Origin of the sequence: Massilia sp. (assembly GCF_032106685.1) — a bacterium.
Classification (GTDB): Bacteria; Pseudomonadota; Gammaproteobacteria; order Burkholderiales; family Burkholderiaceae_D; genus Telluria.
On record NZ_DAMCPG010000007.1, the window covers coordinates 122,231 to 135,997 of the forward strand.

Genomic DNA, 13,767 nt, shown 5'->3' on the forward strand with positions numbered 1-13,767 from the left:
GCGCGGCCGGCCGGCTGGCGCCGCGCCCGCTCGTCAATCCTCGACGAAGACGACGGCAGTGCGCGGCGGGATGCTGTAGGTGCCGCTGTCGCTGTTGTAGCCGGCGCTGGCGGCGCGCTTGTCGCCCGCCGTCTTTGCCGTGTGCACCGGATGCAGCCGCATGCGGCGGCCAACGGCCTGCGGGTCGACCACGACGTGGGCCACCTTGTCGACGTTGACCAGGTAAGTGATGCCGGCGAAGCGCGCGCCCGCGTAGCCGCGGCCGTCGATGTGGGCCGCGATCACGGTCGGCTCCTGCTTCGGCCCGGTGTTGAAGAAGCGCAGGCGCTGGACGACGTCGTCGGACGAGCGCATGCGCAGCAAGGTCGAGCTGGCGCGGATCGCCAGCAGGTCGCGGAAGGCGTCGCGCGCAAAGGCGATATCGGCCGGCTCCGGACCCAGCGCCGGGTTGGCCAGCAGCGGCTTGAACAGCGGCCAGTCTTTCGCGTTGTCGTCGGCCGGGGGCAGGCCGGTGCCGAAGTGGTTCGTCCGGTAGGTCCAGTCGAGGCGGTTGAACCAGTCGCCCGAATTGAAGCTGTTGCGGTCCAGGGACTTCGAACGCAGGATGTCCGAGCCGGCGTGGAAATAGGCCACGCCCTGGCTGAAGGCGGTCAGGGCCAGGCCCAGCACCTGCACGCGGGCGCGGTCGGCGGTGCTGGTCGCCAGCGGCAGCTTGAGCGCGTTGCTGTCGTAGAGGGTCTGGTTGTCGTGGTTCTCGACGTAGTTGACGGTCTCGCCGGGCTGGCTGGCATAGCCGGCCGGCTGGTCGCCGTAGCGGATGTCCTCCAGCTTGCGGGTGCTGCCGTCGTAGGTCGTGAGCGGGTAGCCGCGCAGGGTGCCGGCGAGACCGATGCGCACCATGTCGGCGCTGCGCAGCAGGTCGCTGGCCGGGCGCTCGCCGGCGCGGGCGTTGGCGTCGTAGACCAGGCCGTTGATCCAGCCCTGCTGCTTGACCACGGCGTCGCCCGCATCGCCCGCGCCGCCGCCGCGCGCCGCGTCGCGCCCGCGGTCGCTGAAGGTGCCGATGCCGCTGCCGTTCAGCGACAATTGGGAGGCCTGCACGAAGCGCGCGCCGTTCGCCACTTCGCCGAAATTCCAGCCTTCGCCGATCAGCTGCACCTTGCGGCCGGTCGCCTTGTTCACCGCCGCTTCCAGGCGCTCCATCGTGTCGCGCGGCTGGTGGCCCATCAGGTCGAAGCGGAAGGAATCGATCTTGTAGTGCTTCGCCCACAACACTGCCGAGTCGATCATGAGTTTACCCATCATGCGGTTCTCGGTGGCGGTGTTGTCGCAGCAGGTCGAGCGCTCGACGCCGCCCTTCGCATCGAGGCGGTGGTAGTAGCCGGGCACGATGCGGTCGAGCACCGACTTTTCGTCCTGGCCGGCGACGAAGGTGTGGTTGTAGACCACGTCGAGCCCGACGCGCAGGCCGGCGCGGTGCAGGTTCATCACCAATTCGCGGAACTCGACGATGCGGCGCGCGCCGTCTTGCGGGTCGCTGGCGTAGCTGCCTTCCGGCGCGTTGTAGTGCCAGGGGTCGTAGCCCCAGTTGTAGCAGTCGGTATGCGCGGTCTTGCGGATCAGGGCCTGCTGGGCTTCGTCGTCCGGCGCACCCGATGGCCGCGGCAGCGCGCAGCCCTGTTCGGGGATGGTCGCGATGTCGTACACCGGCAGCAGGTGGATGTCGGTCATGCCGGCCTTCGCCAGCGCCTTCAGGTGGCGCATGCCGTTCGAGTCGGCTTCCCCAAAGGCCGTGTACTTGCCGCGCTTCGCCGGCGGCACGGTCTCGTCGTCGCGCGAGAAGTCGCGCACGTGCAGCTCGTAGACGGCCATGTCGGTGGCGGCCTTCACGGTCCTGGGCGCGGTGTCCTTGTCCCAGCCTGCTGGCTTCAGCGCCGGCGCGTCGAGGTCGGCGACGTAGCTGCGCCGCGAGTCCGTGGTCAGGCTGACCGAATACGGGTCGGTGACCAGGTTGCGCACCAGGCCGGCGTCATTGGCGACCACGTCGACGGCGTACTTGTAGTAGCGGCCCGACAGGTCGCCCGGGACTTGCGCGCTCCAGACGCCGGTGGCGGCGTCGAGGTTCATCTGGTGCACGGCGCCGGCGCGGCCGCTGCCGGTCTCGAACACGCAGACGGCCGCCTGCTGCGCGGTCGGCGCCCACAGCTTGAAGCCGGTGCGCTTCTTCGCCGGCGTGGCGCCGAGCCCAGGCACCTGTTCGGCTTCGGCATACAGGTCGTCGAGCGCGCCGGCGGCTTGCAGGCGGGTCGCGGCCAGGACCGTGCCGTCGCCCGCTTCGCGCACCAGCACCAGTTGTTCGCGGTGCAGGGCGGGGAGGCGTTCGAGGTCGGCTGCGCGCACCGCCAGCACGGCGCCGTCGCGAACGTACTTGAAGCGTGCGGCGGCTTCCGGCGGGACGGCTTCGACGACGTCGAGCTGGAGTGCGCCCGCCGCGCCGTCGACTCTGGCGCCGACCTTCGCCTCGATGCCGGCCTTGGGCGAGTGATACAGCCGGTAACGGCCACCGGCCGGCGCGCCGGGCCACTTCGCCAGCCGGCGGTCGAGCCAGACGGCGTGCGCCTCGAAGGCCTGCGGCGCCGCGGCCAGCGTCTGCGCGAAGGCGGGGCTGTCGCAGGTCTCCAGCGGAATGGCGGCGTGGGCGGAGGCGCTGAAGGCGGCGGCGAGGAGGGCGGGGAGGGGAGCGTATCGAATCATGTTCGGCTGAGGTTACGGTTGACGTAATTTTGCTACAGCTTACTCAGATCATACCTAGGAGATCAGCTGAGCCGGCGGCGACTGCTGATGTAATTTTACTAGGTTTGCTGAAGGCCCCGGTTTGTAGGGTGGGCGGCCGTGCCGCCCACGCGGTGGACGTTGGCAGGGAGATCATCAGGCGCGTTATCGGAGCCGGTAGCGATCACCGCGTGGGCGGGAGCCCCGCCCACCCTACGTGGTGCGGCGGGCACTCCCGCCGCAGGAGACGAGTCAGACCTTGGCCGCCGCCGGCGCCTTGGCGCCTTCGGTGCTGCGGTAGTGGTCCACCATCTTGTAGCGCTTGGCGTACAACCCGAACGCGATCGCGGCGAGGGCCGCGAAGCCGGCGAAGAAGAACATCTGGAAAGCGATCACGGACAGGCCCGAGTCGGCGATCGAGTTGACCACGGCGTCGTTCTTGACCGCCGCGTTCACCACCAGCACCCACAGGTTGCCGACCGTGACGGCCAGGCTCCACAGCGCCATGATCGCGCCCTTCATCGAGGCCGGGGCCTGGCTGTAGGCGAATTCCAGGCCGGTGGCCGAGACCAGGACTTCGCCCATCGTCAGCAGCGCGTAGGGCAGGATCTGCCAGGCCATCGAGGTCGGGGTGCCGGCGTCCATCGAGACCTGGATCGCGCCGATCACCAGCCAGGACAGGGCCGAGAAGGCGATGCCGGCCGTCATGCGGCGCAGCGCCGTGGGCCGCAGGCCGAACTTTTCCAGCATCGGGAACAGCACCAGGTTGTTGAAGGGGATGAGCAGCATCACCAGCAGCGGATTCAGGGCCTGCATCTGGGCCGGCAGCAGGGTGAACTCGTTGCCGAACACCGAGAACTGGGTGGTCATCGAATTGGCCTGCACGATCCAGGTCGAGGCTTTCTGGTCGAACAGCGACCAGAACGGCGTGACCAGCGCGAACACGACCAGGATGCGCAGCACGGCGCGCACGCCGTCGACCGCTTCGTCCGGATGGTGGCCGCGCGCGCGTTCGAGCTGCATCGAGATGCCGGCGCCGACAAAGGCCAGCAGCAGCACCAGGGCGGTACAGGCCGCGATCACGAAGCCCCACTGCGGCGACATCAGCAGCGACGCGATCGCGCCGAACACGCCGACCATGGCCACGGTGCGGCCCGGGCCGTTGGTCGACAGGGCGGTGCGCGAGACGCGCGAGAACGAGTGCGGGTTCGGCGCGGCCGGCGGCACGTGCACGTACTTCTTCTTCCCGCTCCAGAACACCATGGTCGCGATGAACATCATGATGCCCGGGATGCCGAAGGCGACCGAGGGGCCGTAGTTCTTCAGGAACAGCGGCATCAGGAGCGAAGCGAAGAAGGAGCCGAAGTTGATGATCCAGTAGAAGGCGTCGAACACGATCTTCGCCTTGTCCTTGTTGGTCTGGTCGAACTGGTCGCCCACAAAACTCGACACCAGCGGCTTGATCCCGCCCGAGCCGAGCGCGATCAGGGCCAGGCCGAGATAGAAGCCCTTGACGTTGTCTTCGAAAATGGCGAGGCAGGCGTGGCCCGCGCAGTACACGAGGCTGAGCCAGAACACGGTGTTGTACTTGCCGAAGTAGCGGTCGGCCAGCCAGCCGCCCAGCAGCGGGAAGAAGTAGACGCCGATGACGAAGGTGTGGAAGACGTGCTTGGCCTCGCCGGTGCGCTCGGACTCCGGCAGGAACAGCAGCAGGGTCGAGATCAGGAAGGGCGTCAGGATGTTGCGCATCCCGTAGAAGCTGAAGCGCTCGCAACCTTCGTTGGCGATGATGTACGGGATCTGGCGGGGCATGCGCCCGCTGGATGAGGGCGTGGTCGGCTGGTTCATGGACTCGTCCTGGAAGTGAAGTAACCCGGGATGCTATGACGCCAGCAGGGTCTTTGCAACAGGAAAATAATGCTCCATCAACTGAACCGTAGTTTAGCTACTTTTGTTGAGCTAGTTGCAAATACTATTTGAATACAAGCCATTGAATGCAAAGGAAATTTGCATAAATACGGGCATTCGGGCCAGATTGTAAAGTTGAAAAAGCTGCTGTATATTGCGTAAAAAGCAGCTGTCGACTTACTCATCGAAACTTACCGGATCTCCCGTCATGACCCAGACTCCCACGCAACAGAACGACTGGTGGCGCGAAGCCATCATCTACCAGGTCTACCCGCGCAGCTACCTCGACACCAACGGCGACGGCGTCGGCGACATCCCCGGCATCACCGCCAAGCTCGACTACATCGCCAGCCTGGGCGTGAACATCGTCTGGCTGTCTCCCTTCTTCAAGTCGCCGATGAAGGACTTCGGCTACGACATCTCGGATTACTGCGACGTCGATCCGCTGTTCGGCACCCTGGCCGACTTCGACGCCATGGTCGCCAAGGCGCACAGCCTGGGCCTGAAGATCATGATCGACCAGGTGATGGCGCACACCGCCGACGCCCACCCCTGGTTCGTCGAAAGCCGCTCCAGCCGCGACAACGCCAAGGCCGACTGGTACGTCTGGGCCGACGCCGCACCGGACGGCAATCCGCCGAACAACTGGATGTCGGTCTTCGGCGGCTCCGCCTGGCAGTGGGACACGCGCCGCAAGCAGTACTACATGCACAACTTCCTGGTCAGCCAGCCGCAACTGAACTTCCATAACCCAGACGTGCAGCAGGCCCACCTGGACGCGCTGCGCTTCTGGCTCGAACGCGGCGTCGACGGCGTGCGCATGGACGCCTGCAACTACCACTTCCACGACACCGAGCTGCGCAGCAACCCGCCGGCGACCAAGCGCGATACGGCGTCCGTCACCGACGTCAACCCCTACGGCATGCAGTCGCACATCTACGACAAGACGCGCCCGGAGAACATCGCCTTCCTGCAGAAGATCCGCGCGCTGCTGAACGAATACGGCGCGGTGTCGATCGGCGAAGTCGGCGCCGACGACGCCCTGGCCTGCATGGCCGAGTACACGGCGGACGGCGACAAGCTGCACATGGCCTACAGCTTCAACCTCCTGACCCCGGAATTCACGGCGAAGCACATCCGCACCCAGGTCGAGGAATTCGAGGCGCGCGTGCAGGGCGGCTGGGCTTCCTGGTCGGTCGGCAACCACGACGCCATCCGCGTCGTCACGCGCTGGAAGGGCGAGGACGCACCGAGCGCGTTCGCGGCCATGGTGCTGGCGATGCAGCTGTCGCTGAAGGGCACGCCTTGCCTGTACCAGGGCGACGAGCTGGCGCTGCCGGAAGCGGACGTGCCGTTCGAACTGCTGCAGGACCCCTACGGCATCACCTTCTGGCCGGAGTTCAAGGGCCGCGACGGCTGCCGCACGCCGATGCCGTGGACGAACGAGACCCCGAACGCCGGCTTCACCACCGGCAAACCGTGGCTGCCGGCAGCCGCGCCGCACATCGCCGCGGCCGCCTCGGTGCAGGAAGCCGACAAGGATTCGGCCCTGAACGCCGCGCGCCGCATCATCCATTGGCGCCAGGCGCTGCCGCAGCTGACCCGCGGCGGCATCTCCTTCTTCGATGCGCCGGAACCGGTGCTGGCGCTGCGCCGCACGCTGGACGGCGAGCCGACCATTCTCGCCGCCTTCAACCTGTCGAACGCGCCGGTGTCGTTCGACTGGCCGGAGAGCACCGCTGCGCAGGTCCTCGAAGGCCACGGCCTGCCGGGCGAGGCCGCCAACGGCCGCGTCACGCTGCCGGCCTACGGCGCCTGGTTCGGTCGGGCCCCGCAAGGCAAGGTCGCCTGATGGAGAGCGGGCAGGAGCCCGAGAAGTTCGCGCGCACCGCGTTCGCCGACGGCCCGCGCCTGCTGGCCCACATCGGCGCGACGCATGCGCGCTTCGCGCTGCAGAGCGCGCCCGGCGTGTTCCGCTCGGTCGCGGTGCTCGAATGCGAACGCTTCGACGGCATCGTGCCGCTGCTGCGTCACTACCTGGCCGAGCATGCCGACCCGGGCCTGCACCACGCCGCCTTCGCGGTGGCCAATCCGGTGCATGGCGACCAGGTGCGCATGACCAACCGCGCCTGGGAGTTCTCGACCGAGGCGCTGCGGCGCGAACTGGGCCTGTCGACGCTGCTGGTGGTGAACGACTTCACGGCGCTGGCGATGGCGATCCCGGTGCTGCGGCCCGAGGACCTGCTGCAGGTCGGCGAGGGCAAGCCGGCCGCCGGTTCCGTGATCGGCGTGCTCGGGCCGGGTACGGGCCTGGGCGTGTCGGGCCTGATCCCGACCGCCGACGGCTTCGTCACCCTGGGCAGCGAGGGCGGCCACGTGAACTTCGCGCCGGGCGACGAGCGCGAGTTCGCGATCTTGCAGTACGCCTGGCGCGAGTGGCAGCACGTCTCGAACGAGCGCCTGATCTCGGGGCCGGGCATGGAGTTGATGTACCTGGCGCTGGCCCAGCGTAACGAGCTAGCCGAGACGCTGCCGCGCACGGCGGCGCAGATCGTCGCCGGCGCGCTCGACGACGCCGACCCGCTGTGCCTGGAGGTGCTGGAAGTCTTTTGCGGCATGCTGGGCGGCGCCGCGGCCAACCTGGCGGTGACGCTGGGCGCCTTCGGCGGCGTCTACATCGGCGGCGGCATCGTGCCGCGCATGACCGAGTACTTCGCGCGCTCGCCGTTCCGGGCCCGCTTCGAAGCAAAAGGCAGGTTCTCGAGCTACCTGTCGAGCATTCCGACCTACGTCATCACCACGCCGCACCCGGCCTTCCACGGCGTGGCGACCATCCTGTCCGAGCACCTGCGCGGACGCAGCGGCGCCAACACGCTGATGGAGCGCATCAAGCACCTGCAGCCGGAACTGACGCCCGCCGAGCAGCGCGTGGCCAGCCTGGTGCTGGAGCAGCCGCGCCTGGTGCTGAACGAGCCGATCGCCGACATCGCGCGCCTGGCGGAAGTGAGCCAGCCGACCGTGATCCGCTTCTGCCGCTCGCTCGGCTTCCTCGGCCTGGCCGACTTCAAGCTGAAGTTCGCGAGCAGCCTGACCGGCGCCATCCCGGTGCGCCACAGCCAGGTGCGCAACAACGACAGCACCCACGATTTGTCGGCCAAGGTGATCGACAACACCGTGTCGGCGATCCTGAAGTTCCGCGACGGCCTGGACGTGCGCTCGCTCGACCGCGCGATCGACCTGGTGAGCCGCGCGCGGCGCGTCGAGTTCTACGCGATGGGCAACGCGCGCGTGGTGGCGCTCGATGGCCAGCATAAATTCTTCCGTTTCCGGATTCCGACGGCGCTGTACGGCGACGCCCACCTGTTCGCGCTGGCGGCCGATCTGCTGGGGCCGGGCGACGTGGTGATCGCCATCTCGAATTCGGGCCGCCTGCCCGAGCTGCTGCAGGCGGTCGACATCGCCCGCGCCGCCGGCGCCGACGTCATCGCCATCGGCAACAGCCAGTCGCCGCTGGCGCGCAAGGCCAGTGTCTGCCTGGCGGTCGACCACGCAGAGGACAGCACCAGCTTCCTGTCGATGATCTCGCGGATCTTGCAGCTGCTGCTCATCGATATCATGGCGGTGGGCTTGTCGGTGGACGCGCACAATGGGCGCGAGGAGGAAGCCGGCGAGGTCGAGCAGCGCAGGATGCTGATTTCGCATCTGGGCGGGTGATTTTTCGGACTGCCGTGCGCCGGCTGCGGCATGCAAGCGGTGAGACGGCGTGGGTACAAGTACCCACCCTACGAAACTACCGTGTACCGCAGGTGGTGTTCACGGGTTGTACCGCGTGGACTCGGGAGTCCACCCTACGAAAAGCCGGGTTGCCGTAGGGTGGGTACTTGTACCCACGCGGTACGGCACACGCAAGTCGAAAAAACGCCGGTAGCCCGGGTTTTCGTAGGGTGGGCACCTGTGCCCACGCGGTACGACGCATGCGAATCGAAAAAACGCCGGCAGTCCGGGTTTTCGTAGGGTGGGCACTCGTGCCCACGCGCTACGGCGCGTGAAGATCGAAACAGCGCCGCGAGTCGAAAAGCGCGAAATGATCAGGCGGCAGGTGCCGCCAACCGAGGGAGGAGTGGGCCACGCGTCTACCGCGAAACGGTGGCGATCGGTCAGCGGCCCGATCACGATACCGGGCGCTCCAAGGTCGAGCTTGATGCCGCTCAATCGTGCCCGGCAGGCATCGTCAGTCCGCCGACTTCAACTGGATCCGGTGGATCCCGCGCCGCCAGTCGTCCAGCGACATCACCGCATCGTTCTCGAAGTCTTCGACCAGGATCTGGTTGCCGGTCTGCGCCACCAGGAAGCTTTCGCACCGCTGTACCTTGTCGGCGCGGTTCTCGACGAAACTGAGTTGCCAGTACTGGCGCCCGTTGATGGTGCGCGGCTGCTGGTCGTCCTCGATGATGGCGCCGTGCGCCTTGCCCTTCGAGCGCCTTTCGATCTCGGCCGACCAGGTCTTCACTTCCGGCAGCGCCATCAGCGTCGCCATCGCCTGTTCCCTGGTCACCATCGGCTCGGCCTTCTGCTGCGCCACCGGCTTGGGCGGCGGCGCGGGCTTCGGCTCTTGCTTGCAGCCCGCCAGGGCGATGCCGAGCACGGCGGGAACGATGAGCAGGCGAAGGAAGGCGGTAGGGGCGGTGCGGGTGCCGCGTGTTGTCATGATGAAACCTCGTGGAAACGAACGGCCATACTAAACGAAGGCCGGGCAGGGGGCAAATCGGCCCTGCAGGCAGATCAAGGTGGCGCCATCGATCACACTGCCGGGCGCGCGCCTGGCCGGCTGCCCGGTCAGGGGTTCGGCGAGGACGAGGCGACGGCCGCGATGGCGCCCAGGCGCGCGTAGCGGTGCGACAGGTACAAATAGACCAGGTACAGCAAGGAGCGGCCGATCGCGTACATCAGCAGGCTCTGGTGCAGCGTTAACGGGGCGATGAACACGCTGAAGGTCATCAGGAACAGCGCGACCTGCCACAGCAGTTCCATCTTCTGCTTGCCGGCGACGAAGAACACGTAGCTCAAGGGACTGGCGATGAAGCCCAGGAAGCACAGCGGGGCCAGGATACGCGCCAGCTCGCCGGCCGGCCGCCAGGCCGGGCCGAATACCCAGCCGAACAATTCGGGAGAAAACAGGAACAGGACCAGCGAGGGCGCCAGGGCGAGCAGCACCAGGGCCTTGAACGTGGCGTGGTAGGCGTCGCGGCAATGGCCGAGCGACTGGAACTGGTGCACCGCCTCGCGCTTGAAGACGTCGCGGATCGAGGCGGCGATCAGCGCGATGGGCGCGGCCAGCACGCGCTGGGTCAGGGCGAACAGGCCGGCGGCCAGGGCGCCGTGGTGGATGCCGATCATGAACAGCGGCAGGTAGCCGACCAGGCTGTTGAGCAGGCTCGAGGGCAGGGAATAGCGCCAGAAGGCCTGGTGCTTGATGAAATAGGCGCGCTGGCCGCGGTCGAGTGTCAGCCCGAAACTCGCCGCGGGCGGCGCCAGCAGGCGCCGCGCGGCCCAAAGTCCAGCGACGAGCCCGATCAATTGTCCCGTCAGCAGACCGGTGCTGTTCCATCCGGCATACAGCAGCGCAAGCTGGCTCACGGCGATGGTCGCGGATTGCAGCACCTTCGCCTTCGCGGCCTTGGCGAACAGGTTGTGCGAGGCGGCGTACGCCAGCGTGGTCTGCATGGTGGCGGTGAGCCAGGTGCCGGCGCCGACGCTGAGCAGTTCGAACCAGGACATGGCGCGCAGCACGGGCAGGCCGAGCGCGTGCCCGGCCAGCATGACGAGCGTGAGCGCGAGGGCCAGCACGGTCGCGCAATAGGCGACCACGCCGAAGCAGATGCCTTGCTGGGCGTTGTCGTGGTCGAGGACCATGGCCGCCTCGAGACGCAGGGTGGCGGCGCTCGAGCTCACGACGATCACACCCAGCCAGACGCTGAAGGCGCCCATCTCGGCCGGCGTGCACATGCGGGTGAGCAGCGGCGCGGCCAGCAGCGGCAAGACCTGGGCGCCAGTCGCTCCTGCCAGCACGGTGAGCACGTTCTTCCAGAAGTCGGACCGCGGCCTGCTCATGGGGCGACCGTTGCGTTCGATGGGCCGCGACAGGGGCCAGCGTCGATCATGACCATAATCTGCTCAGTTTGCTAGATGTTGAGCAGATGGTACGTGGGCGTGCGACGCGGTCTTTCATCCGCATCGCGTGCGCCATGTAAATCCATGTAAAACGGTGTTAAGAAGCCTGTCCGTCCTGGCGACGCGGGTCTTGCAGGCGTAGCCCGTTGTCGCCGCACCAGTCGGCCAGGGCGGCGTCGATGGCAGTGTCCTTGCAGCGATACCAGTCTTCGAGCACGCCGCGCTCGGCCAGCAGCGCGCGCAGCGCGCGGTAGGCGCCTTTCTTGGTGAACATGGCGCGCACCAGGCGCTCGTCGGCCGGCAGGCGCCCGGCAACGAAGTCGAAGGCCAGCTCGCGCTCGGCGTACAGATCGTGGGAAGGGGGCAGGGCGAGAAAGTGTTCCGGGTCGCCGAGGTCGTCCGGCAGGGCCAGTTCGTCGGGATCGAGGCCCTCGGCCACGATGTGCACGGCGCCGCTGCGGCGGTCGACCCAGGCTTCGGCGCCGCCGTCCATGTCGTCGATGAAGAGCAGGGCGTTGCGCAGGGCGTCCAGGCTGATGGCGGGGAGGGGCGGCATGATCATGTTACCGATCAAAAAATTCGATAAAGAAAAAGCCCGCAGGCGCGAACCTGCGGGCTTTTGTGTGGGGCTGGCAGTCCGGTACCGAAAGGCGCCGGACCGTCGGGCCGACGACAATTACATCATGCCGTCCATGCCGCCCATGCCACCCATGCCGCCCATGCCGCCCATGCCGCCGGCCGGCTTGTCCTCGGCGATTTCCGAGACCATGCAGTCGGTGGTCAGCATCAGGCCGGCGATCGACGCTGCATTTTGCAGGGCCGAACGGGTGACCTTGGCCGGATCCAGCACGCCCATTTCGACCATGTCGCCGTAGGTGCCGTTGGCGGCGTTGTAGCCATAGTTGCCCTGGCCAGCCAGCACGCCCGAGACGACGACCGACGCTTCTTCGCCGGCGTTCTGGACGATCATGCGCAGCGGCTCTTCCATGGCGCGCAGGACGATCTTGATGCCTGCGTCCTGGTCCGGGTTATCGCCCTGGATGTTCAGGTTGGCGCGCGCGCGCAGCAGGGCCACGCCGCCGCCCGGAACGATGCCTTCTTCGACGGCAGCGCGGGTTGCGTGCAGGGCGTCTTCGACGCGTGCTTTCTTTTCCTTCATTTCGACTTCGGTGGCAGCGCCAACCTTGATCACTGCGACGCCGCCGGCCAGCTTGGCCACGCGTTCCTGCAGCTTCTCGCGGTCGTAGTCCGAGGTCGCTTCTTCGATCTGGACGCGCACTTGCTTGACGCGTGCCTCGATCGCTTCAGCCGAGCCGGCGCCGTCGATGATGATGGTGTTTTCCTTGCCGACTTCGATGCGCTTGGCCTGGCCCAGTTCCGCCAGCGTGACCTTTTCCAGGGTCAGGCCGACTTCTTCGGCGATCACCTGGCCGCCGGTCAGGATGGCGATGTCTTCCAGCATGGCCTTGCGACGGTCGCCGAAGCCAGGGGCTTTCACTGCAACGGTCTTCAGGATGCCGCGGATGTTGTTGACGACCAGGGTCGCCAGCGCTTCGCCTTCGATGTCTTCGGCGATGATCATCAACGGACGGCCAGCCTTGGCAACTTGCTCCAGCACCGGCAGCAGGTCACGGATGTTCGAGATCTTCTTGTCGCACAGCAGGACGAACGGGTTCTCGTGGATGGCGACTTGCTTGTCCGGGTTGTTGATGAAGTACGGCGACAGGTAGCCGCGGTCGAACTGCATGCCTTCGACGATGTCCAGCTCGTCGTTCAGCGACTTGCCGTCTTCGACGGTGATGACGCCTTCCTTGCCGACTTTTTCCATCGCTTCAGCGATGCGCTCGCCGATCGATGCGTCCGAGTTGGCCGAGATCGCGCCGACCTGGGCGATTTCCTTCGAGGTGGTGCACGGCTTGGCGATCTTCTTCAGTTCTTCGACGGTCGCGGTGACGGCCTTGTCGATGCCGCGCTTCAGGTCCATCGGGTTCATGCCGGCGGCAACGAACTTCATGCCTTCGCGCACGATGGCTTGTGCCAGCACGGTCGCGGTGGTGGTGCCGTCGCCGGCGTTGTCGCTGGTCTTCGAAGCGACTTCCTTGACCATCTGCGCGCCCATGTTCATGAGCTTGTCTTTCAGTTCGATCTCTTTCGCGACCGAGACGCCGTCCTTGGTGACGGTCGGTGCGCCGAATGCGCGGTCGAGCACGACGTTGCGGCCTTTCGGGCCCAGGGTGACCTTGACTGCGTTGGCGAGGATGTTGACGCCTTCGACCATCTTGGCGCGCGCTGCGTCGCCGAACACTACTTCTTTAGCTGCCATGTGTATTTCTCCAGTTATTCGTGAACTGTTTTATTCAGGGAGGATTACGAGACCAGAACGGCCATGATGTCTTCTTCGCGCATCACCAGCAGCTCCTGGCCATCGACCTTGACGGCCTGGCCCGAGTACTTGCCGAACAGGACGCGGTCGCCGACTTTGACTTCCAGCGCGCGCACCTGGCCGTTGTCCTGCACCTTGCCGTTGCCGATGGCCAGGACTTCACCCTGGTCTGGCTTTTCCGCCGCTGCATCAGGGATGATCAGGCCCGAGGCAGTCTTGGTTTCCTGGTCGAGACGCTTCACGATAACGCGATCGTGCAGAGGGCGAAGGTTCATGCAAAACTCCTTTATTCAGTGGTTTGGACTAGCTATTTATCTGCGTTGTATGCCGCAGCGCCCGGGTTTTCCGTATCTGCGCTGCGGCTCGAAAGAGTTGTTAGCACTCTCTACTAACGAGTGCTAATTATAGGGACGATAATGGGGCATTTCAAGCGCACCCGTTGTGAAATTCACCCGGCCGTTTGTGCATACGCAAACCGTCGAGGTGACGCGGCCGTTGTCCCGAAGGGCTCATCCCGCGGACACAAGGCGGCA

9 protein-coding genes are annotated in these 13,767 nt (G+C 66.4%); 2 read left to right on the top strand and 7 right to left on the bottom strand.

The annotated features are described in order from the left end of the window. Window positions 1-33: 33 nt before the first annotated feature. Complete coding sequence (locus tag RT688_RS06730; protein ID WP_313704075.1) at window positions 34-2,754, bottom strand: alpha-1,6-glucosidase domain-containing protein; 2,721 nt, start codon at window positions 2,752-2,754, stop codon at window positions 34-36. Between the two features lie 270 nt (window positions 2,755-3,024). Then, the gene (locus RT688_RS06735; protein ID WP_313704076.1) at window positions 3,025-4,620 is read right to left on the bottom strand and encodes an oligopeptide:H+ symporter; all 1,596 of its coding nucleotides are present in this window, start codon (window positions 4,618-4,620) and stop codon (window positions 3,025-3,027) included. Window positions 4,621-4,888: 268 nt separating this feature from the next. Here RT688_RS06735 and RT688_RS06740 point away from each other — a divergent pair, with 268 nt between their 5' ends. Together RT688_RS06740 and RT688_RS06745 are read left to right on the top strand one after the other, a co-directional pair. Beyond that, complete coding sequence (locus tag RT688_RS06740) at window positions 4,889-6,532, top strand: alpha-glucosidase family protein (protein ID WP_313704077.1); 1,644 nt, start codon at window positions 4,889-4,891, stop codon at window positions 6,530-6,532. Beyond that, window positions 6,532-8,394 carry a glucokinase gene (locus RT688_RS06745; protein ID WP_313704078.1) on the top strand — a complete coding sequence of 621 codons (1,863 nt, stop codon included), beginning with the start codon at window positions 6,532-6,534 and terminating at the stop codon, window positions 8,392-8,394. Before RT688_RS06740 ends, RT688_RS06745 begins: the two co-directional genes overlap by 1 nt. 517 nt (window positions 8,395-8,911) lie before the next feature. Here RT688_RS06745 and RT688_RS06750 read toward each other — a convergent pair. The 5 genes from RT688_RS06750 to groES form a co-directional block, all read right to left on the bottom strand. Further along, the gene (locus RT688_RS06750) at window positions 8,912-9,388 is read right to left on the bottom strand and encodes a hypothetical protein (RefSeq protein WP_313704079.1); all 477 of its coding nucleotides are present in this window, start codon (window positions 9,386-9,388) and stop codon (window positions 8,912-8,914) included. Window positions 9,389-9,516: 128 nt separating this feature from the next. Beyond that, complete coding sequence (locus RT688_RS06755) at window positions 9,517-10,791, bottom strand: oligosaccharide flippase family protein (RefSeq protein ID WP_313704080.1); 1,275 nt, start codon at window positions 10,789-10,791, stop codon at window positions 9,517-9,519. A gap of 157 nt (window positions 10,792-10,948) precedes the next feature. Continuing rightward, on the bottom strand, window positions 10,949-11,407 hold the full coding sequence (locus RT688_RS06760; RefSeq protein ID WP_313704081.1) for a UPF0158 family protein: 459 nt from the start codon (window positions 11,405-11,407) through the stop codon (window positions 10,949-10,951). Between the two features lie 120 nt (window positions 11,408-11,527). Beyond that, window positions 11,528-13,174, bottom strand: a complete 1,647-nt coding sequence (groL, locus tag RT688_RS06765) for a chaperonin GroEL (protein WP_312550976.1) — start codon at window positions 13,172-13,174, stop codon at window positions 11,528-11,530. Window positions 13,175-13,218: 44 nt separating this feature from the next. Then, window positions 13,219-13,509, bottom strand: coding sequence for a co-chaperone GroES (groES, locus tag RT688_RS06770; protein ID WP_313704082.1), 291 nt, complete (start codon window positions 13,507-13,509; stop codon window positions 13,219-13,221). Between the last annotated feature and the right edge of the window lie 258 nt (window positions 13,510-13,767).